The following is a 19,322-nucleotide window of genomic DNA, read 5'->3' as shown; positions in this document are numbered from 1 at the left end:
TCTATGTCTCGATACTGTTCTCAATGTGGAAAATCACTCAAAGCGTGTATTTGCGAGTGGATACAAAGCCTACCCTCGAAGGTAGAGTTGGTCATTCTACAGCATCCAAGTGAAACGAACAGGCCTATGGGTACCGCGCGGATATTAAGTTTGTCTCTTGCCAATAGCTATTGCTTCGTTGATGAAAACTTTTCCGAGCACTCGGAGCTCAATCAATTACTTGCAGAAGAAGGGGTACACCATTTTGTCCTCTATCCCGGTGAAGGGGCGCACAGTCATCAGCAAGTGGCAAGCAAAGTGGCGCAAGAGCAAAAAGTGCGCATTATATTACTCGATGGGACATGGAAAAAAGCCTATAAGATGTGGCAGTTATCGAGCAACTTACAGACACTTCCTCTAATTCGGCTACCCGAGAATTTGCAAGGCAACTACCGAATCCGTAAAGCGCCGAGCGATAATAGCCTATCAACGGTTGAAGCGGGCTATCATATTCTGCAATTACTTGAGCCGGAGGCAGACTTCTCGCCACTGATTAGCGCTTTTAATCAAATGATAGAGTTTCAGATCAAGCAGATGCCTCCCGGCGTGTTTGAAAAAAACTACCTCTCTTAGCCTTCATTTATTTGATGGCACCACTGGCTTGAAATACATATTCTTATCTAGGAGAGAGTGGCTAACTTGTTGATGTGGTACTAATTGACTAGCATAGAGTGTACGTAACTCATCAAAATGGGCGAAAGAATAATTGCCCTGCTCATCAAGGAAGCTGAATGCAGACTCACCTCAACCAAATGATCCCGTTGTCTGAGTTAATGCTCTCGTTGACCACAGCGCTTGACATGACGGAAGGACAACCGCCGGAGCACTGTATTCGCTGTTGCTGGATTGGAATGCATATTGGTGAACGAATGCAGCTTACCGACCAGCAAATGTATGATTTGTTCTTTACGCTGTTACTCAAAGATGCAGGTTGTAGTAGCAATGCCGCGCGAATTTGTGAGCTCTACATGACCGACGACCGCGCTTTCAAACGCAACTACAAAACGGTCGGGACCAGTTTATCCAGTGCGATTAATTTTGTGGTGAAAAACACAGGTATTGGGCAAAGTTGGGTAACTCGTATTTCAACCACCATCGATATCCTGAAAAATGGCGCCGATTACGCTCAAGAGTTGATTGAAACGCGCTGTACCAGAGGGGCAGAAGTCGCTCGTGAACTCAGGTTTCGTGACGCGGTTGCTGATGGTGTACATAGCTTGGATGAGCACTGGGATGGGACAGGCAGGCCAGAACAACTCAAACACCAAGAGATACCGCTATTTTCTCGCATTGCTTTATTGGCACAAGTGGTGGATGTCTTCCAGTTTGAACATGACCTCATGACGGCTATTGCGGAAGTAAAAGCGCGAAGTGGCAGCTGGTTTGATCCTGCATTGGTCGACATCTTTTGTACAATCGCCCAACAGACTGAATTTATTGAAGGACTCAATGCCTTTGATGTGTCCGAACGTGTGATGACGCTAGCTCCTGCCAAAGCTCAAGTTATGGTCGATGAAGAGTACTTAAACTGCATCGTGAGTGCATTTGGCAAAATTGTCGATTCAAAGAGTCCCTATACGTCAGGGCATAGTGAACGCGTTGCCGTGTATACCGAGCTTATCGCTGAGGAGCTTGGCATCGAGAGCGACGAAAGACAATGGTTAAAGCGCGCTGCGCTACTCCATGACTTAGGTAAACTAGGGGTCAGTAACACCATTTTAGACAAGCCAGGTAAGTTGGATGATGATGAATGGGAAGCGGTGAAGTCTCATGCTGCTTTAACCGAGTCGATTCTTAGTCATTTAAAACCGTTCAAAGAGATGGCTTGGATAGCCGGCGCCCACCATGAAAAACTTGATGGTACAGGGTATCCGAAGCAGTTAACCGCTGACGAGATCCCTCTAGCAACTCGAATTATTACTACAGCAGATATTTTCGATGCTATTACCGCGGAAAGACCTTATCGTGGTGCTATTCCAGTGCCTAAAACACTCGAGATAATGGAAGAAAACTTACATACGGCGATTGATGAGCGTTGTTTTAATGCGCTCAAAAAGGCGATTAAAAAGCTGCCCAGTCACTACTTTGCTGAGCAGCCGTAACGTTAGTGAGAAGAAAAGAGCTGCTGATGTAAACGCTGAGCGTGTCCGTCTGTCATCGAAGAGATGTAATCCGCGATGACGCGGTAGCCTTCGGTTTCGGTCGACTTTTGCGCCCATTGATGACGAACTTGAGTAGGTAGCAGGCGCTCAGGATCGGCGCTGAGCGCTTCAAAGATATCCATGATGATCTGCTGCCCCTTGTATTCGACAACTTGAACGTGTGGAACCTGAATCACGTAGTCGCTGACAAAGTGCTTTAAAATGTCGAGCGCCGTTGCCATGGTCGGTTCAAGAAAGGCGTTGAATGACAGTAATTCACACTCAAACGGCGCATCCACTGGCTTGACCGATATGCTGGTTAGTAAAGCGTTCACCATTCCGCCTATCGCGTCTTTACGCTGAAAGTGAGTACCTGCAAACAGCATATCTGTGATGGACATGATGTGCTTTTCAAACCAAGGATCACCACAGTCTGCCAATTGACTGGCTGCTCCTTCAATCCATTGATGGCGATTGACCATGCCCAATACGATTGCGTCTTCGAGATCGTGAACGCCGTAAGCAATATCATCGGACAATTCCATAATGGAACAATCGATCGATTTATAGCGCGTTTTTTTGTGCTGCGTTTCTGTTAATGTTTCGTCGCGCATGGCACTGAACAGCGCTTTATCCTTGCCACTCAACGGGGAGAGAAGCCAATCGAAGAGATCTTGATCACAGTCGTATAAGCCTTTTGCTGGTGTCCAGTCTCTGGCTCTTAATTGACGTTGATGAGAAACACTCTGCGGCAGAATCGCGGCTCGGGTTTGACTGATCATGGCAGGGTATTTAATCAATCCAAGTAAGGTTCGGCGAGAGAGGTTCATCCCGAAATGTTCGGTGTAGGGTTCGAGCTTGGTGACAATGCGAAATGTTTGCGCATTGCCTTCGAAGCCGCCGTGATCACGCATCATATAATTGAGTGCAACTTCTCCGCCATGACCATAAGGCGGGTGGCCGATATCGTGTGCGAGGCAAAGCGAATCAATCAAGCTATCACTGGGCAGTAAATCACGAAACTCAGGTTGTTTCTTTTTCAGTTGCGCGACAATGCCAGTGCCGAGTTGAGCGGCCTCAAGCGAGTGAGTTAAGCGCGTGCGATGGAAGTCATCAAAGCTATTACCGTGGACTTGCGTTTTTGCCTGCAAGCGACGAAATGCTGCCGAGTGCAAGATGCGGGCACGATCTCGTTGGAATGGGCTACGGTGATCATCACGACGAATTTTGTGCTCGTCGTCATGACGTTCATGCCATAAATCGCTGATTTTAAACGTCATAGGCAGTCTCCCTGAGTTTTTTCTTACCGTACACGCTTAAGTTTGTGACTTCAAGCGGCCTGAAACAGAAGGTTTGCCTGCTAAGCGGTCAAATACGTTCGATCAGCTAATTTCGTCGAGTGACAGTTCAAAACTGGGCGCAAACGTATTGAGGAAATAATCCATTTCGGGGGTATGGCGCTCTTTAAGCGTAATATCCAAGCGTTTTTTCGCTAACGCGTATTCATGGTTGCCAGCGCTTAACTCCTCTAAACATTTGAGGTAGGCGCAAATGGTATCAGCCTGCTTAACAATGGCAGCATCTTCAGGGTGTGCTTGCTGAGAGACAAGATAAGGCGCAAAGTCCTCTTGGAACTCCTCCGGCAACATGGATAGAAGCTTCTTCTCTGCTGCGGCCTCGATTTTTTTGTACTCTTTGGCAATGTCAGGGTTGTAGTACTTCACCGGTGTGGGTAAATCCCCCGTCAACACTTCACTGGTGTCGTGATACATACCGAGAATGGCGATGCGTTCAGGGTTAAGACTTCCGCCAAATTTTTTGTTTTTGATGAGCGCTAAAGCGTGAGCGACAAACGCGACTTGCAGGCTGTGCTCCGAGATGTTTTCTGTTGAGACAGAGCGCATCAGTGGCCAACGTTGAATGAGTTTCATGCGGGCAAGGTGGGCGAAAAAGTGGCTTTCCTTTGGGTTGGTATTGGGCATGTAAAGACTCCTTGGCGCAAAAACAAAAGGGTACTCATTGAGTACCCTTTAAGCATATGAAAAATAATACCTGATTACTACTGACTGTAGGTCGACAAGAAGCGCTCGAATCTGCCAATAGCCATTTCTAAGTCTTCTACGTGCGGTAAGGTGACGATGCGGAAGTGGTCAGGTTTAGGCCAGTTGAAGCCAGTACCTTGAACCAAGAGCACTTTCTCTTGAACCAGGAAGTCGAGCACCATTTTTTGGTCGTCTTTGATGTTGTACATCTTAGTGTCGATTTTCGGGAATAGGTACATCGCGCCTTTGGGTTTAACACAAGAGACCCCCGGAATTTGATTGACCAACTCCCACGCTTTGTCACGTTGCTCGAGCAATCGGCCGCCAGGTAGGATCAATTCATTGATGCTTTGATAACCACCCAACGCGGTTTGGATTGCGTGCTGCATAGGGACGTTGGCACACAAGCGCATAGAAGAGAGCATATCCAAACCATTAATATAGCCTTGTGCTTGATGCTTTGGTCCAGTCAAGAACATCCAACCGCCACGGAAACCACAAACGCGGTACGCCTTCGAAAGGCCATTAAAGGTGACGACAAGGACATCTTCCGTCAATGTCGCTACCGAGGTGTGTGTTGCGCCATCGTATAGAACTTTATCGTAAATCTCGTCAGCGAAAATGATCAGTTTGTGCTGGCGTGCAATTTCGATCACTTCTAGCAAGAAATCTCGGCTATAAACCGCGCCCGTTGGGTTGTTTGGGTTGATAAGCACGATACCGCGCGTCTTTGGCGTTATCTTGCTTTTGATATCGTCAAGGTCTGGGTACCAGTCTGCTTCTTCGTCACACATGTAGTGAACTGCTTTACCGCCCGACAGTGCCACAGAAGCCGTCCAAAGAGGGTAGTCTGGCGCAGGGACGAGCATTTCGTCGCCGTTATTGAGCAGAGCTTGCATGGCCATCACGATAAGCTCTGATACACCGTTACCCACATAAACATCTTCAACATCAAGAGAGCGGATGCCTTTGCGTTGATAATGTTGCACCACGGCTTTTCGCGCTGAGTAGATGCCTTTCGAATCACAATAACCTTGAGACGTCGGCAGGTTACGAATCACATCAACCAGGATTTCGTCAGGGGCGTCAAAGCCAAATGGGGCGGGGTTGCCAATGTTTAGCTTCAGTATTTTATGCCCCTCTTCCTCCATGCGCTTAGCATGTTTTAGTACAGGACCCCTAATGTCATAGCAGACATTGTCGAGTTTTGACGACATCCCGATATTTTGCATTGATTAAAACCTAAAAATAATTGAATTTCTTTATTAAACTACATCAAAAACATTTTTTTTAGAATAAAAATCTGGCTAAGTGCCTAGATTTCACCCCTTGTAGCACGTCCGTTATCACAGGATTTTGCAAAACATTAGTTGCAACCTTGATTTGAGTAGGGTCTATAAATACAGTAATCACCTAAAATAAATATTATTCCCCATGCATACGAGGCTGATTTGTCCTATTTTCATCAAGCCGTCACTGAACTGATTGAACGCGTAAAGGATGCAAAGGACGGTGTTACCCGTCTGGTTCAAGTTCTTGAGGAAAAACCTGACTTTGCATTTATTGATTGGCTAGAAGCGCAACCGCTTTTTCCCAAGTTTTACTGGCAATCTCGTGATACTCGCGAAGAAGTGGTCGCATTAGGGCAACTGCATACGTTTGTGGAGCCGGCACCTGCTTACGCGATTTTGGCTGATGATCAGCGCATATGGGGAGGGCGATCGTTCGATGGCCAGACGGACAAAAACCGTCGCTGCATGTCTTCTTTTTTCTTCTTACCGCAAATTGAGTTAATTCGCTTTGACGAAACTTGGTCTTTGGCGGCCAATTTGAGTGCGGATAAGCATCGCACTTTGGCGAGTTTGTATAAGTTGCAGCATGAAGTAACACCGCTGCTTCCAGTCTCTGCTCATATTGAGCATATCCAGCATACGCCAGAGAAAGCAGAGTGGTCTCAGTTGGTCGAAAAAGTGCTGACTGGTATAGAAAATAACGATTTCAAAAAAGTGGTATTGGCGCGAAAAACCGCCGTTACATTAAGTGCACCGCTGTGCGCCTCGCAATTTCTAAAATCAAGCTACTTGCACAATCATCACAGCTTCCACTTCATGCTCTCTTTAGACCGAAAGCACTCCTTTATTGGCTCAACACCTGAGCGTCTTTATTTGCGCCAAGGGCAAGAGCTTTACACCGAAGCACTCGCTGGCACGATAGGACGTGGCCTCAATGCCAGTCAGGATATGGAGCTCGCAAACTGGTTGGCTAATGACAGCAAAAACCTCAATGAGAACCAGTATGTGGTGGATGACATCATCGAGCGTCTGTCGCCTCATTCAGAACGCGTTGAAGTTGAACAAGAGGCTCGTTTGGTGCGTCTGCGTAAAGTGCAGCATTTAAAGCGCAGTATTCATGCTCACCTCCACAAAGGGGTCAATGGGGTTCAATTGCTCAGTGCGTTGCAACCGACTGCTGCCGTGGCGGGGTTACCAAGAAAAGAGTCGATGGCGTTTATTCGTGAGAACGAGCCGTTCGCGCGAGGCTGGTACGCCGGATCTATGGGATTTATTAGCCACCAACGCGCCGAGTTTTGCGTTGCAATCCGCAGCGCTTTAGTCCTCAATGATCAAGTTCAGTTATTTGCTGGCGCAGGGATTGTTCCGGGCTCAGTTGCTGAGTATGAATGGCAAGAGCTCGATAAGAAGATGTCGACGTTACTCTCACTCATATCAGATAACCCACCATTGGGAGTCGCGTCTTAAATGAGTCATGCACTACCTTGTGGTAATCAAGCTGTGGTCAATCGAATTTGGTGTAGAACCTTGCTTGAAGAGTTAACCCGCTTTGGCGTTAGCGATATTTGTATCGCGCCTGGTTCTCGTTCAACACCACTGACGCTTGAAGCGGATCAACACTCGCAATTATTCCTCCATACGCATTTTGACGAGCGGGGATTGGGTTTTTTAGCTTTAGGTCTCGCCAAAGCAAGCCAAAAGCCGGTCGCGATTGTGGTGACGTCGGGTACAGCAGTGGCGAATTTACTCCCCGCCATTGCGGAAGCAAAATTAACGGGAGAGAAACTCGTTGTACTCACTGCCGATAGACCCATCGAGTTGGTTTCTTGCGGTGCAAACCAGGCGATTCAGCAATCGGGCATTTTTTCAAACCATGTGTCGGCATCGCTTGAGCTGCCAAGCCCTTCGCTGCAAGTGCCGCTAAAATGGCTGTTGACGAGCGTAGATCAAGTGATGGCAGAGCAGGCTAACCAAGGCAGCGCCATTCACATCAACTGCCCATTTCCAGAGCCACTTTACAGCGATGAGTCCGTGACGCTCTATCAAGACTACATGGATCAGCTTGGAGACTGGTGGCAAAGTGGCCGTGTGTTCAGTGCCAAGCATCTTACCTCACCAAAGCCCCATATCGATGTCGGTCATTTCATTGGGAAAAAAGGCGTCGTTGTTCTTGGCAGTGTGACTTTGCAAGAAGCGCAAAAAGTCGCTCAGCTCGCGGACAAGCTTGGCTGGCCACTTTTGTGCGATCCTCAATCGGGTGTGGGGTCAGACTGGTCTCACTATGACTTGTGGCTGCAAAACCGTTCTGCCTCGCACGCACTCAATGAATGTGGGTTGGTGTTGCAGTTCGGCTCTCGTATCATTTCAAAGCGACTCAATCATTGGTTGACTCAACAGGTGGAAAGTCGTGGAGCGGATTACCATTTCGTATCTCCTAGGCTTGATCGAAATAATCAAACCCATTTGATGCAGCAGCATCATGTATGCGAAGTGGAAGAGTGGCTAGAGTCTTTCGATGAAAGGTTATTGCCTACTGCGTCGACCAAACAAGGGTGGGCGCATGGTGCTAAAAGTTATGCCCAACAAATCTCATCGTTAGCGGGTGTGCATTTAAGTACCGATATGTCGCTGTCTGAAATCGGCTTGGCACTGACGTTAAATCAATTACCTAAGCAGTCGCAGTTGTTTGTGGGCAACAGCCTTTTTGTCCGTCTGGTAGATATGTTCAGTCGCTTAGATGCGCGTGAAGTGTATACCAATCGTGGCGCTTCGGGCATTGATGGTTTAATTGCAACGGCCAGTGGTGTAATTCGTGCCACAGGCAAGCCAACCGTAGTGTTTATCGGTGATACATCGCTGCTTTACGATGTGAATTCGCTGGCGCTGCTTACCCATAGTGCGACACCTGTCGTTGTGGTCGTGACCAATAATGACGGTGGGGCGATTTTTGATTTATTACCGGTGCCAGAGCAGCAAAAACAGGCGCTCTATCAAATGCCGCATGGCTATAATTTTGAGTATGCCGCTAAGCAGTTCCAGTTAGAGTATGTCAAACCAGAAACCTTGCCAGACTATCTGCAGGTAGTAGGTACACACTTAGAACAAGGTCAAGGCGCCTTAGTGGTGGAAGTGCAAACGCCGCCGGAACAGGCCTCTTCTCAACTTAAGGAATTTATCCAGCAAGTCCATGCTTTATAGTCACGCAAATCCTTCATTTACCGAGAAACACCAACAGGCAGTGTTGGTGTTTCTGCATGGTTTACTCGGTTCGGGTGAAGATTGGCAGCAGACTCTCGCTCATTTGATGGACTATCCGGCACTCTCGATTGATCTTCCCAGTCATGGATTAAGCGCATTTTCAACTTGTCACGATTTCAAAGAGTGCTGTGATCAAATATCTGACACGCTGCTCACTCAAATTGCGCCACATCGCCCTATAGTACTGATTGGATATTCCCTTGGTGCCCGTATTGTGATGAATGGGGTGGTCCATAATCACTTCGCGAACCTGAATATTCAGCAGCTTATCGTTGAAGGGGGCAATTTCGGTTTGCAGCATGAGGCAGACAAGTTTGCTCGCTTTAACCATGATTCGCGCTGGGCAAAGCGGTTCGAATCAGAGCCTATTGAGCAGGTGTTAAGCGATTGGTATCAGCAGCCCGTGTTTAGTTCACTAAATCATGAGCAAAGACAAAAACTGATTGCTAAACGCAGTGCCAACCTAGGCCCGCAAGTGGCGCACATGTTGATGGCGACGTCATTAGCTAAACAAGATTATTTGCTCGACGCGCTAAAGTCGTCGAGTACAACAACACACTATATTTGTGGCGAGAAAGACAAGAAGTTTAGTCAGTTGGCCGAACAAAGCGGTCTGTCTTTCAGCCAAGTTGTTGATGCTGGGCACAATGTTCATGTTGAACAGCCTCAAGCATTTGCAGCAATTGTGAAAACTCAAATCGATGTGTACGAAAATTCGTCGCATTGAGTCATTTAGAGAAGAAACAGGAATCACCATGGCAAAAACAGTCGGTATCTCAGAAGAAGAACTATACGCACCAGTAAACTGGAATGACTGCACCGGTGAATATGAAGATATTCAGTACCACAAGTCGGAAGATGGCATCGCGAAGATCACCATCGCTCGCCCACAAGTTCGTAATGCTTTCCGCCCTCAAACCGTCAAAGAGATGATCAATGCGTTGGCAGATGCTCGCTATGATGAAGGGGTAGGCGTCATTATTCTTACCGGTCTTGGCGAAAAAGCGTTTTGTTCAGGCGGCGATCAGAAGATCCGTGGCGATTACGGCGGCTACCAAGATGATTCGGGTACTCACCACTTAAATGTTCTTGATTTTCAACGTCAAATCCGTACTTGTCCAAAACCTGTGATCGCGTCAGTTGCTGGCTGGGCGGTCGGTGGTGGCCATGTGCTGCATATGATGTGTGACCTAACAATCGCAGCAGAGAATGCTCAATTTGGTCAAACAGGACCGAAAGTGGGTTCGTTTGATGGCGGTTGGGGTGCATCTTACATGGCGCGTATTGTTGGCCAAAAGAAAGCGCGTGAGATCTGGTTCCTATGCCGATTCTATGATGCTCAAGAAGCCTTAGATATGGGGCTTGTGAACACTGTTGTTCCACTGGAAGATCTAGAGAAAGAGACCGTGCGCTGGTGTCGTGAAACACTACAACATAGCCCTATGGCTCTTCGTTGCCTGAAAGCGGCTCTGAACGCTGACTGTGACGGTCAAGCGGGGCTTCAGGAGCTAGCTGGTAACGCGACAATGATGTTCTACATGACAGAAGAAGGTCAGGAAGGTCGTAACGCGTTCAACGAGAAGCGTCGTCCGGACTTTAATAAGTTCCCACGCAACCCTTAATTTGTTGTCGATATCGTCGCTTTAGCCTCAATAACTGTGTCGAGGATGCTCATATAGGCTTCTATATTTCGCGTCCTCTCCTTCTTCTTGAGGTTACAGCTTAGATATCAAAGTACAAATGGGTGAAATATCCAATACAAGCTACATTTATATCAACAAAGAAAGGGATATTGCTATGAGATCAGCCAAACTGTATCGCTACGAATTGCCGATGGACAGTGGGGTGATACTGCGTGAGGAACGGTTGAAACAACGCGAAGGTTTTGTGGTTGAGCTAGAGCTTGATGGTGAAATAGGTCGCGGTGAGATTGCTCCACTACCTGGTTTTAGTCTCGAATCAATGGATGATGCTTACTCGCAATTGGTTGAGCAATTGGCGTTATGGCGAGAAGCTCGCACCTTTGAACTTGATGAGCTCTATCCGTCGGTCGCCTTTGGGTTATCAATGGCTCAACTGGAGCTTGAAAATCAACTACCACAGTCGGGGTGCTATCAAGCTGCGCCACTCTGTTCAGGCGACCCCGATGAACTGTTACCTAAACTGAATGCGATGACTGGCGATAAAGTCGCTAAGATCAAAGTGGGTCTGTATGAGCCCATTCGTGATGGCATGCTTGTCAGCTTATTCTTGGAGTCGATTCCAGACCTAACGTTACGTTTGGATGCAAACCGAGCTTGGACGGCGGAAAAAGCACAGCAATTTGCAAAAAAAGTTGCCCCTTCACTTCGTGGTCGTATCGCATTTATTGAGGAGCCGTGTCAGGCGCCTGGTGACAGCTTTTCATTTGCCATCAATACTGGCATTGCCATTGCCTGGGATGAAACCTTGCAGCATGCAATTCGAAAAGATGACTTTAAGCTGGAAGACTTCAATGGTGCGAAGGCAATCATCATCAAGCCAACTCTCATTGGAACCGTACAGCGTTGTATCGAGCTGATTGAGCGTGCAAAAGCGCTCGGCATTAAAGCGGTGATCAGCTCAAGCATTGAATCTAGCTTAGGTTTGACTCAATTAGCGCGTTTGGCTCAGTGGCAACTGCCAGATGAAGTTCCAGGATTGGATACGGTCGGTTTGTTTGCTCAGCAGCTTGAAGTTGCTTGGCCTGGTTGTGATTTGCCACTGGTTCGCCTAGCGGACCAAAGTTTGATTTGGCAATCTTGATGCAACCAGTCCCTTCTCCACTCAATCAATGGGCTCAATCGAGCCCATCTTTGTTGGCGCTAGACACGCCGAAGAAACGCTACACTTGGGCAGAGTTAGAGCGCGAAGCCCTGATGGTGGCAGCCAGTCTTAGCCAGCAAGGCGTTCAATCGGGGGACGTGGTGACCTGCGTTGGGAAAAATAGCCCTGAGTCGGTCATTTTACTTCTCGCGGTCTTAGAAATCGGGGCGGTATGCGCATTCACTATGCCCCAGACAGAGAGTGAACTCGAAACCAAGCTTAGTACGCTTTACGCATCACACCAGCATCGCTGGATTTGGAGTCCGGAAGAGAGTGCAGAGCGAACGCTAGAGTACGCCTCTTCGTCTGCGGAGCAAACAAGTCGCGCCTACCGTTCAGACGCTATCGCAACTATCGTGTTTACATCAGGAACCACAGGCATTCCAAAAGCTGTGGCTCATACTTCGCGTCAACATCTCGCTTCCGCACAAGGGCTGCTAGCGCGTTTTCGTTTTCAGCAAGGTGACACATGGCTGCTTAGTTTGCCGCTTTATCATGTTTCGGGCTTGGCGATTATCTATCGCTGGCTGCAAAGCGGGGCGACTTTAAAGGTGGGCAGTGGAGATTTGCACTCCGACATTTTAACTGTCACTCATGCTTCTTTGGTCGCTACTCAGTTAAAGCGCTTGCTCGAAGCCAACGTTGAGCTCGCGTTAACCCATGTTTTACTCGGTGGTAGTCATGTCCCCCTCGCGTTGAGTTTACAAGCGGCTAAACGCGGTATCGATACTTGGCTCGGATACGGGATGACAGAGGCGGCCTCGACGGTGACCGCGAAGCAAATAGACGAGCATTACAGCGCCGGCTCTGTATTGCCAAACCGCAAGGTTAAGTTAGAAGATGGTCGGATATACGTTGGTGGTGACACTCTCGCCTTGGGGTATTATCGCCAAGGAGCAGTGACACCCATTGCTGAGCATGGCTGGTTTGACACGAAAGACCTTGGTGCTTGGATCAGCGATGAACTAAAGATCATTGGTCGAGCGGACAACCTATTTATATCTGGAGGAGAGAACATTCACTGTGAGGAAATTGAAGCGGTACTGAATGAGTTCGCAGGCGTTAAGCAAGCCATCGTTATCCCAGTCACTGATGAAGAATTCGGTTTCAGACCTGTCGCGATTTTGGATGCCAAGAAACTGCCTGACTTGAATCAGATTGAAACTTACCTTAAACCGAGGCTAACCAAGTTTAAATGGCCAATTGCCTACCACCTTCTGCCAGAGTCACTCTTAGGTAATGGGATAAAGTTATCTCGAAAAGCCGTCAAAGAATGGTTTAAAGAGTACCAAGCGCTCATTAAATAAAGCGATAGGTTGCATAATCAATATGTTGTTTGTTTTACTATGTAAATAGACAGTTAACGCTGCCACCATTGAAAAGGATAGTTACTGATACTATGGATAGTACTTCTCTTGCGTTCCACACCCTCCCGCAGTTAGAGCAAAAATTAGAAAGCATCCCCTCCGTTTACCAACGCCCTTTGATTCAACTTTTTTCCGCTCAGCCCAAAGAAGAGGTGTTGACTTTCTATACTGCAATTAAGCAGCGTTGGCCAAATGCAACTGTGATAGGCAGCAGCGCCTTGTCGACGATAGAGCAAGGGAATATCAATAAAGGCGATTCATTGCTTGTGCTCACTCAGTTTGAACAAGCAACCTATACGACCGCGAGCGCAAGCTTTGTGGCCAGCAGTCGCCAAGCGTCTGAAAAACTGTACGAAGGGCTCTCTATCGGCTTGGACACCAAAATGATCATTTGTTTTGGTGACAGGATGTCATCAAGCGACAAGGCTCTGTTTAGTGCCTTTTCCCATGATACCGTCCCTGTTGTTGGCGGCGCGACCGTTATAACAACCAATGGCCGTTGGGCGTTTTTAGATGGGGAATTTCACGAGTCTAGTCTCGTTGCGGTTGCTATTAACGCGCCTCAGTTACAGGTTTGGCAAAAATCGTACAATGAGTGGAATCCAGTCGGTCAAACATTTATCGTCACCCAAGCGCAGGGAGCCCGAGTCCTGACCTTAAATGATGAGCCGATTGGGCAAATCTATCGCCGTTATCTTGCTGATGGTAATGGCTTTTCCCCAGAGATGTTGCATGGCTTTCCGATGATGAAAGGGGAGCAAAAAGCACAAGATATTTATACGCCGGTGTCACTTGCAGAAGACCTTAGCATTGAATTTGATAAACCACTCAACATCGGTGATAAAGTCCGCTTTTGTTATGACCATCCGGAGCTCACTATCCAGCAGGTACAGCAGGGCGCGTATCACTTAGTTAACTTTCAGCCAGACAATATTTTTATTTACAACTGCACATCGCGTTTGGACTTTATTGAGGGAAATTCTGAGCTGCTTCCACTTCAGTCCGTTGCCGACAGCTTTGGTTTCTATTGCATGGGGGAGCTGTTTAAAGAAGAGTGTACTCAATCAATTCTTCATCACAGCATGACATTGGTTGCAATGAGGGAAGGAGATGCGACCTCGGCTGCCGCGCAACCTGAGTTTCAACTGACTTCACCGGTTTCTCCACTGTTTTCCATGATACGTAACTCGTTTATCGATTTGGAAATTGATAACCAATTGATGCAGAAAAAGGTCGACAGTCAAGCCCGCGCACTCATGACCAGTTATCGTACTGACCGTCGTACAGGCTTGCCAAACCGAGCGGTGTTACTGGAAGACATTGCGGGCATGGAGCTAGATGATTGCCTCTTTAATATCAAAATTAACAACTTAACCGACATCAATGAGAAGTATGGCTATTCGGTGGGGGACAATGTTTTAGTATTGCTGACCTCATTTTTGAAAAGCCAAATGGCAGAGTTCTTACCCAAAGAGACCAAACTCTACGCGATTGGTGTTGGTGAGTGGGCGACGATTTTTTCCAAGACGTTAGCCGCGAGAGACATTCGCGAAGAGTTCGAAGCGTTTATTGAGAAAATCGAGTCGTTCGATTTCAACGACCTGTCGTTTCTTGATAGCACCCACCTTGTTATTTCAGTGACAGCGGGGATCGCTGAAAAGAAAGAGTTTTTAACCTGCTCAGCCGATTCATTGTTATTCAAAACGATTGAAGCTCGGCGATGGGCAACGAAAAACAACCGTTACCTTTGTGATGCTCGTGATCTCGTTCAGCAAGAACATAAACGAAAAGAATCACTGGAGCGATTGTCGGTCGCCAATCACGCCATTATTCATCAAAATGTAGTCCCCTACGGGCAGCCGATCTATGACGCAAAAACGCGGGACATCGTGAGTTATGAGTGTCTCGCGAGGCTGACCCACGGCGATGAAGTGTTGCCGCCAGGGTATTTTCTGCCCTTGGTGCAAGGTACACGCTTGTACACCAAATTTAGCCAGCAAATGATAGCAAACAGCTTTGCAGCAATGTCATCTCGCCACGATCATTTTACCTTGAACCTATCGCCTCAAGATATGTTAGACGACAATACGTTAGCGCTTTTAGAACAGCATATTCTCGCGTTGAAGCAACCAAGTCGCGTGGGCATTGAAATCGTAGAGTCAGAGCAGATCAGCGATTTCTCGCAGATGATTGATGTGTGTAACCACTTTCGAAAACTAGGCGTCAAAATCATAGTGGATGACTTTGGCTCAGGATACTCCAACTTGGATGAAATCGTTCAACTGCAACCCGACATTATCAAGCTCGATGGCAGCTTAATTCGCCAAATTGACCATGATAAAAAACAACGCAAAATAACGTCTCAGTTGATTCGACTGTGTCAGGTTTTTGAAGCAAAAACGGTGGCGGAGTTTATCCACAATCAAGCAGTGTGTGAAATCGCGACAGAGATGGGGGTTGATTACTTGCAAGGGTTTTATCTCGGAGAGCCGCGTCAATTGTAACGCCCCGCGATCCCAGACGGTACAACTTAGTTAATTTAGCAATTTCATAGTCCAAATGTGCATTTAGCAAACATATAGCGTTAATTCATAATAAACAGCGTTAAGTGAGATTATGGATATAAAGGATTATGAAAACGTTATTGGTCATTGCAGTGTTGCTGCAGATTGTGGTGGCGATACAGAGCGAAGGCTTGATACGCGCGTTAGCTGAGCTGAGCGCGTTTCTGTTAGTGGCTGCGATTGTTCTGAGCCATCGGCAGCAAAAACACACGAAATTCCGTCTAGGGGTCGATTGAGTTTAGAACAAGGTCAACCACGCGAGTGATGTCGTGGAAATAATTACCCAAAGGGACACACCAAACACTAACGGTTTTGGACCTGCAGCTTTCAATTTTTCCACTGAAATACCACACCCAATCAGGAACAAACACACCACTAAGGCGCGTTTTGAAACGTCAAAGATGCCTTGAAACAGCCAGTCAAAGCTTGGAATCAAATCGCTGACGGCGATGGCAACGCAATAGAAAAAGATGAAGTATGGAACGGTAACCTTCTTTGAATCGCTGCGAAACAAAAACGCACTGAACAAGGCGACGGGAATGATCCACAGGGCACGAGCTAGTTTAAGCGTTGTTGCTGTGGTTAGAGCCTCTTCACCGTAGGCAGATGCTGCACCGACAACCGACGAAGTATCATGAATGGCAATCGCTGCCCATGTGCCAAATGTATGTTGATCTAAGTTGAGCGCATGACCAATTACGGGAAAGACAAATAAGGCAACGGAGTTTAGGACAAACACAGTTGCAAGCGCTAAGCCGATTTGTTCGTCATCAGCCTTGATGGCGGCGGAGACCGCTGCAATGGCACTTCCTCCACATATTGCCGTTCCTGCAGAAATTAAATAGCCCGTTTTTCTGTCCAGACCAATCCATTTGGTGACTGCCCAGCCTAAGGCTAGCGTGCCGACAATGGTTGCGATGATTAGCCCGATCCCATCCGATGTCACTGCCAACGCTTGATCAAAGTTGATACCAAAGCCCAAGCCGACGATTGAATAAGCGAGGAGCTTCTTAGTGACTTTAGCCAGATTGAACTGAACTGGAACAAGACCAAGAGAAGCAAGTAAAAAACCAATCACCAATGCGGTAGGCGAAGTGATGAAGGGGGTTAAGCAAATTGCCAGAGAAAGCCAAAAAACAGACTGCTTAGTTACGTTATTCATGGTAGGGACAGGGACAAAACTCAGACGGCAAGTGTATCAACTTGTTTTTGGTAAGTAGAGTTGAATGTTTTGAACAAGCGTTCAGTCAAACTGAACGCTTGTCTGTTATTGCCAATCACCGCGAAGTTTAGCGACACGATCGTGCATGACGGAAGTTGTTGCATCTGACGGTTGTACAGGCGTACCAGCTTCGATTTCAATTCGAGACCAGAAACGGGTAGGGAGCCCTTTGAATGCTCTTCCCTTGGAGCGGCTAAAGTAACTTCCCCACAGCCCTTTTAACGCCATAGGAATGACGGGAACAGGGCTGCGTCTTAGTATCAAATCCATTCCACGCATAAACTCATTCATCTCGCCGTCTGACGTCAATCGCCCTTCTGGGAAAATACAAACAATGTGACCTTCAGAGAGCGCCTGCTCTACCTCATTAAAAGCGCGACGAATAGACGTACGATTTGTAGCAGAGATAGGAATCACGCCTGCTCGTTTTAAGAAGCGCCTTAAAGGAGGAAGGCTTGCATACTCTTCTTCCATCACGAAGCGAATTAAACGAGGGCAAACCGCACTGAGCAGAAGGGCATCCATGTAACTGACGTGGTTACATACAATCAGTGCGCCGCCCTTCTCTGGCAAATGGTGAAGGTTTTTGTGATTCACTCTATACATCGAGTGCGTCAGGATCCACACTAAGAAACGCACAACAAATATAGGGACCTGCATGAACAGGTAGACTGCAACCAGTAGGTTCATCACCGCGAGCAGCGTAAACAGCTGAGGAATCGTCATGTCCAATACCGTCAGACAGACAATACCAAGCACGGCACTACCTACCATGAACAACGAGTTATAGATGTTCAGCGCCGCGATGACTTGAGCTCGCTGATTCACTTTTGCCCGTTGTTGCATTAGTGCGTAAAGAGGAACGATAAACACGCCACCAGAAGCGCCGAGCAACAGCAAGTAAGCAAACAGCGGCCACAACTCTTGATAGCTAACAAATTGGGAAAACGAGTCGAATTCAGGGAGGTCGCTAGGGATGGACGTCGCCATCAATGCACCAAAGATTGTAATACCCAGACTTCCGATAGGTACGATGCCAACTTCAATACGGTGATTGGAAAGTTTGTCGCATGCTAATGAACCGACCGCAATACCAACAGAAAAGAGTGCAAGTAAAAATGAAACGGCGCTCTCGTTTCCATTTAGGTAAATTTTGGTGAAGTTAGGAAACTGTGTCAGGTAAGCCGCGCCAAGGAACCAAAACCAGCTGATTGCCATTAAAGCAAGAAAAATGGTTTTGTCTGCTTTGGCAATCGCGATGGTTTGTTTCGTCTGTTTGATGGGTTGCCACTTGAACGACAAATCAGGCGCACTTGCGGGGGCTTCTGGAATGGAACGACTGGCAATATAACCAAACACGGCGAATAGCACCACGGCGCCAGCGGCGATGTACTTAGCGTTTTCAGCAGAAGCAATCACACCAGCCCCCAATGTTCCAAGTAGGATCGCTAAGAATGTACCTGTTTCAACAAGCGCATTACCCGGAACCAGTTCATTGGCTTTTAATTGCTGAGGAAGTAGTGCGTATTTGACTGGACCAAAGAAGGCGGACTGAGTCCCCATCAAAAACAGTAGTATCAAAAGAATGGCGTAACTTTCGGTGATAAAACCAATCGCTCCAAGGCACATGATGCCGATTTCAGCGAGTTTTACTTTACGAATAAACCAAGACTTTTCATATTTGTCCGCAAGGACGCCCGCAGAGGCAGAAAAGAGAAAAAACGGCAGGATGAAGAGACCAGCTGCGAGGTTGATGAAGAGGTTACTTGAAATTGGCAGCGCACCTGCCCCAGCAAAAGCAACAAACAGCAACAACACATTTTTAAAAATGTTGTCATTAAATGCGCCAAAAAACTGGGTAATGAAATAGGGCAGAAAACGTTTCTGCCCTAACAAAGAGGTTTGGTTGTTCGACATGTGAGCCTGATTCCTTTATGGCTTAATCACCAATTAGCAAGGTAATTGGTCAGTAGATTGTCGATAAGTTCTTTACCATCGATGGGGTCTGCGGCGAAAAACTTGTCATCAACGCTTAAGAGCGTGATGCCATGTACACCAGACCATAATACGCGACTTGCTTTGAGTACTTCATCTTCACTGCGCTCTGGCGCCAGCACTCTAAGCAAGTGTTCAAGCATCCCTGTCATGCTATCGATACGTTGAGATTGCCATTCGGGCAACGCCTCACCATTCATATTGTGCTCGAATATTAGCTGCCATCGATGAGGGTGCTTTTGCGCAAAATCGTGATAACAATACGCTAATTGGTAGAGTGCTGTTTTGTGGTCGACACTGCCGCCGACGACATTTTTTGCCTCTTCCGACAGCTCGTCTAGCGTTTGAGCGACAACGTGAAGCAACAACAAATTATAGTTACCAAAAACGTTGACTAGCGTGCTCGGTACATAGCCGATCATGTTTGCTATTTTACGCAGACTTAGCTCGTGGTAGGAGTTTTGTTCTAAAAAGTCCTTCACAGTATCGAGAGTGAGTGCGATAAGTTGTTCGCGAGTATGATCGTTGCGTCGTGCCATGGTAATTACAGTAAAATGA

General features: G+C 47.3%; 16 protein-coding genes. 10 read left to right on the top strand and 6 right to left on the bottom strand.

All coding sequences use genetic code 11. The features are described from left to right. The first annotated feature begins 3 nt into the window (after positions 1-3). Positions 4-612 carry a tRNA-uridine aminocarboxypropyltransferase gene (locus OH458_RS01500; RefSeq protein ID WP_038192606.1) on the top strand — a complete coding sequence of 203 codons (609 nt, stop codon included), beginning with the start codon at positions 4-6 and terminating at the stop codon, positions 610-612. A gap of 158 nt (positions 613-770) precedes the next feature. Beyond that, entirely contained in the window at positions 771-2,141 is a 1,371-nt protein-coding gene (locus OH458_RS01495) for an HD-GYP domain-containing protein (RefSeq protein ID WP_269977049.1), read from the top strand. A gap of 2 nt (positions 2,142-2,143) precedes the next feature. On the opposite strand, the gene OH458_RS01490 is transcribed toward OH458_RS01495, so the two are convergent. The 3 genes from OH458_RS01490 to OH458_RS01480 all read right to left on the bottom strand — a co-directional run bounded on the left by OH458_RS01490 (position 2,144) and on the right by OH458_RS01480 (position 5,454). Continuing rightward, positions 2,144-3,460, bottom strand: coding sequence for an anti-phage deoxyguanosine triphosphatase (locus tag OH458_RS01490; protein ID WP_269977048.1), 1,317 nt, complete (start codon positions 3,458-3,460; stop codon positions 2,144-2,146). Positions 3,461-3,562: 102 nt separating this feature from the next. After that, positions 3,563-4,162 (bottom strand): 5'-deoxynucleotidase, encoded by a 600-nt coding sequence (yfbR, locus tag OH458_RS01485; RefSeq protein ID WP_005472963.1) that lies wholly within the window; start codon positions 4,160-4,162, stop codon positions 3,563-3,565. Positions 4,163-4,239: 77 nt separating this feature from the next. After that, entirely contained in the window at positions 4,240-5,454 is a 1,215-nt protein-coding gene (locus OH458_RS01480; protein ID WP_038192601.1) for a pyridoxal phosphate-dependent aminotransferase, read from the bottom strand. A gap of 219 nt (positions 5,455-5,673) precedes the next feature. Here OH458_RS01480 and OH458_RS01475 point away from each other — a divergent pair, with 219 nt between their 5' ends. The 8 genes from OH458_RS01475 (at position 5,674) to OH458_RS01440 (ending at position 15,783) form a co-directional block, all read left to right on the top strand. Then, a complete protein-coding gene (locus OH458_RS01475; protein ID WP_038134147.1) occupies positions 5,674-6,981 on the top strand; it encodes an isochorismate synthase in 1,308 nt (435 codons plus the stop codon). Then, the gene (gene menD, locus OH458_RS01470; protein ID WP_269977047.1) at positions 6,982-8,712 is read left to right on the top strand and encodes a 2-succinyl-5-enolpyruvyl-6-hydroxy-3-cyclohexene-1-carboxylic-acid synthase; all 1,731 of its coding nucleotides are present in this window, start codon (positions 6,982-6,984) and stop codon (positions 8,710-8,712) included. Then, positions 8,702-9,499, top strand: coding sequence for a 2-succinyl-6-hydroxy-2,4-cyclohexadiene-1-carboxylate synthase (menH, locus tag OH458_RS01465; RefSeq protein ID WP_269977046.1), 798 nt, complete (start codon positions 8,702-8,704; stop codon positions 9,497-9,499). The genes menD and menH overlap by 11 nt, the downstream gene beginning before the upstream one ends. A 28-nt stretch (positions 9,500-9,527) precedes the next feature. Beyond that, positions 9,528-10,394: a 1,4-dihydroxy-2-naphthoyl-CoA synthase gene (gene menB, locus OH458_RS01460; protein ID WP_005472984.1), complete on the top strand. Its 867-nt coding sequence runs from the start codon at positions 9,528-9,530 to the stop codon at positions 10,392-10,394. A 175-nt stretch (positions 10,395-10,569) separates the two neighbouring features. Next, positions 10,570-11,556, top strand: a complete 987-nt coding sequence (gene menC / locus OH458_RS01455; RefSeq protein ID WP_269977045.1) for an o-succinylbenzoate synthase — start codon at positions 10,570-10,572, stop codon at positions 11,554-11,556. Then, a complete protein-coding gene (gene menE / locus OH458_RS01450; RefSeq protein WP_269977044.1) occupies positions 11,556-12,923 on the top strand; it encodes an o-succinylbenzoate--CoA ligase in 1,368 nt (455 codons plus the stop codon). The genes menC and menE overlap by 1 nt, the downstream gene beginning before the upstream one ends. Positions 12,924-13,015: 92 nt before the next feature. Further along, positions 13,016-15,487 (top strand): bifunctional diguanylate cyclase/phosphodiesterase, encoded by a 2,472-nt coding sequence (locus tag OH458_RS01445; RefSeq protein ID WP_269977043.1) that lies wholly within the window; start codon positions 13,016-13,018, stop codon positions 15,485-15,487. A 128-nt stretch (positions 15,488-15,615) separates the two neighbouring features. Beyond that, the gene (locus OH458_RS01440) at positions 15,616-15,783 is read left to right on the top strand and encodes a hypothetical protein (RefSeq protein ID WP_269977042.1); all 168 of its coding nucleotides are present in this window, start codon (positions 15,616-15,618) and stop codon (positions 15,781-15,783) included. A 2-nt stretch (positions 15,784-15,785) separates the two neighbouring features. On the opposite strand, the gene OH458_RS01435 is transcribed toward OH458_RS01440, so the two are convergent. From OH458_RS01435 to OH458_RS01425, 3 genes are all read right to left on the bottom strand, one after another. Beyond that, positions 15,786-16,709, bottom strand: coding sequence for a YeiH family protein (locus OH458_RS01435; RefSeq protein WP_269977041.1), 924 nt, complete (start codon positions 16,707-16,709; stop codon positions 15,786-15,788). A 105-nt stretch (positions 16,710-16,814) separates the two neighbouring features. Next, entirely contained in the window at positions 16,815-18,686 is a 1,872-nt protein-coding gene (locus OH458_RS01430) for an MFS transporter (RefSeq protein ID WP_269977040.1), read from the bottom strand. Between the two features lie 26 nt (positions 18,687-18,712). Beyond that, complete coding sequence (locus OH458_RS01425) at positions 18,713-19,303, bottom strand: TetR/AcrR family transcriptional regulator (RefSeq protein WP_269977039.1); 591 nt, start codon at positions 19,301-19,303, stop codon at positions 18,713-18,715. Positions 19,304-19,322 lie beyond the last annotated feature (19 nt).

This window comes from Vibrio sp. MarTm2 (assembly GCF_027587055.1).
Taxonomy (GTDB): domain Bacteria; phylum Pseudomonadota; class Gammaproteobacteria; order Enterobacterales; family Vibrionaceae; genus Vibrio; species Vibrio sinaloensis_D.
This window is presented reverse-complemented; position numbering and strand designations above follow the sequence as displayed.

What these genes read in the sequence shown, in the direction of transcription:
- OH458_RS01500 (WP_038192606.1), top strand. Translation starts at nt 4, where the DNA reads ATGTCTCGATACTGTTCTCAATGTGGAAAATCACTCAAAGCGTGTATT.
- OH458_RS01495 (WP_269977049.1), top strand. Translation starts at nt 771, where the DNA reads ATGCAGACTCACCTCAACCAAATGATCCCGTTGTCTGAGTTAATGCTC.
- OH458_RS01490 (WP_269977048.1), bottom strand. Translation starts at nt 3,460, where the DNA reads ATGACGTTTAAAATCAGCGATTTATGGCATGAACGTCATGACGACGAG.
- yfbR (WP_005472963.1), bottom strand. Translation starts at nt 4,162, where the DNA reads ATGCCCAATACCAACCCAAAGGAAAGCCACTTTTTCGCCCACCTTGCC.
- OH458_RS01480 (WP_038192601.1), bottom strand. Translation starts at nt 5,454, where the DNA reads ATGCAAAATATCGGGATGTCGTCAAAACTCGACAATGTCTGCTATGAC.
- menD (WP_269977047.1), top strand. Translation starts at nt 6,982, where the DNA reads ATGAGTCATGCACTACCTTGTGGTAATCAAGCTGTGGTCAATCGAATT.
- menH (WP_269977046.1), top strand. Translation starts at nt 8,702, where the DNA reads ATGCTTTATAGTCACGCAAATCCTTCATTTACCGAGAAACACCAACAG.
- menB (WP_005472984.1), top strand. Translation starts at nt 9,528, where the DNA reads ATGGCAAAAACAGTCGGTATCTCAGAAGAAGAACTATACGCACCAGTA.
- menC (WP_269977045.1), top strand. Translation starts at nt 10,570, where the DNA reads ATGAGATCAGCCAAACTGTATCGCTACGAATTGCCGATGGACAGTGGG.
- menE (WP_269977044.1), top strand. Translation starts at nt 11,556, where the DNA reads ATGCAACCAGTCCCTTCTCCACTCAATCAATGGGCTCAATCGAGCCCA.
- OH458_RS01445 (WP_269977043.1), top strand. Translation starts at nt 13,016, where the DNA reads ATGGATAGTACTTCTCTTGCGTTCCACACCCTCCCGCAGTTAGAGCAA.
- OH458_RS01440 (WP_269977042.1), top strand. Translation starts at nt 15,616, where the DNA reads ATGAAAACGTTATTGGTCATTGCAGTGTTGCTGCAGATTGTGGTGGCG.
- OH458_RS01435 (WP_269977041.1), bottom strand. Translation starts at nt 16,709, where the DNA reads ATGAATAACGTAACTAAGCAGTCTGTTTTTTGGCTTTCTCTGGCAATT.
- OH458_RS01430 (WP_269977040.1), bottom strand. Translation starts at nt 18,686, where the DNA reads ATGTCGAACAACCAAACCTCTTTGTTAGGGCAGAAACGTTTTCTGCCC.
- OH458_RS01425 (WP_269977039.1), bottom strand. Translation starts at nt 19,303, where the DNA reads ATGGCACGACGCAACGATCATACTCGCGAACAACTTATCGCACTCACT.